General features: G+C 67.7%; 1 protein-coding gene and 1 pseudogene. Both read left to right on the top strand.

The genetic code is table 11. The annotated features are described in order from the left end of the window. A pseudogene (locus tag OX89_RS17055) lies at positions 1-282 on the top strand (electron transfer flavoprotein subunit beta/FixA family protein); the annotation flags it as partial. Between the two features lie 21 nt (positions 283-303). Further along, a partial coding sequence (locus tag OX89_RS17050) for an electron transfer flavoprotein subunit alpha/FixB family protein (RefSeq protein WP_047351516.1) occupies positions 304-983 on the top strand: 680 nt, incomplete at its 3' end.

Here is a 983-nt window from a genome sequence, read left to right as displayed (position 1 = left end):
CGCGAAGTCGACGGCGGCCTGGAAACCCTGCAACTGACCACCCCGGCCGTCATCACCACCGACCTGCGCCTGAACGAGCCGCGCTACGTCACGCTGCCCAACATCATGAAGGCCAAGAAAAAGCCGCTGGACACCGTCAAACCCGAAGACCTCGGCATAGACGTGGCCCCGCGCCTCAAGACCCTCAAGGTGGCCGAACCCCCGAAGCGCGGCGCCGGCGTGAAAGTGCCCGACGTCGCCACGCTGGTGGACAAGCTCAAGAACGAAGCCAAGGTCATCTAAAGGCAGGACAGGAGAAACAACATGACCGTACTCGTCATTGCAGAACACGACAACGCCAGCCTCAAGGCCGCCACCCTGAACACCGTCACCGCCGCACTCGCCTGCGGGGGCGACGTGCACGTGCTCGTAGCCGGTGAAGGCGCGCAGGCCGCCGCCCAGGCCGCCTCCCAAATCGCCGGCGTCGCCAAAGTCCTGCACGCCGACGGCGCCAGCCTGAAGGACGGCCTGGCCGAGAACCTGGCCGCCCAGGTGCTGCAGATTGCCGGCAACTACAGCCACATCCTGTTCCCGGCCACCGCCAGCGGCAAGAACGTCGCCCCGCGCGTGGCCGCCAAGCTGGACGTGGCGCAGATCAGCGACATCACCAAAGTGATCTCCGCCGACACCTTCGAGCGCCCCATCTACGCGGGCAACGCCATCGCCACCGTGCAAAGCGCGGACAGCGTCAAGGTCATCACCGTGCGCGGCACCGGCTTTGACGCGGCGCCCGCCACGGGCGGCAGCGCCGCGGTGGAAACCACCGCCGCCGTGGCCGACGCCGGCAAGAGCAGCTTTGCCGGACGCGAAGTCACCAAGAGCGACCGGCCCGAACTCACCGCTGCCAAGATCATCGTCTCGGGCGGCCGGGCGCTGGGCAGCAGCGAGAAGTTCAACGAAGTCATGACCCCGCTGGCGGACAAGCTGGGCGCGGCCATTGGCGC

It is taken from the genome of Diaphorobacter sp. J5-51, assembly GCF_001023515.1.
Taxonomy (GTDB): domain Bacteria; phylum Pseudomonadota; class Gammaproteobacteria; order Burkholderiales; family Burkholderiaceae_C; genus Diaphorobacter; species Diaphorobacter nitroreducens.
Note: the sequence above shows the minus strand (reverse complement) of the source record. Positions and strands in the feature narration are given on the sequence as shown.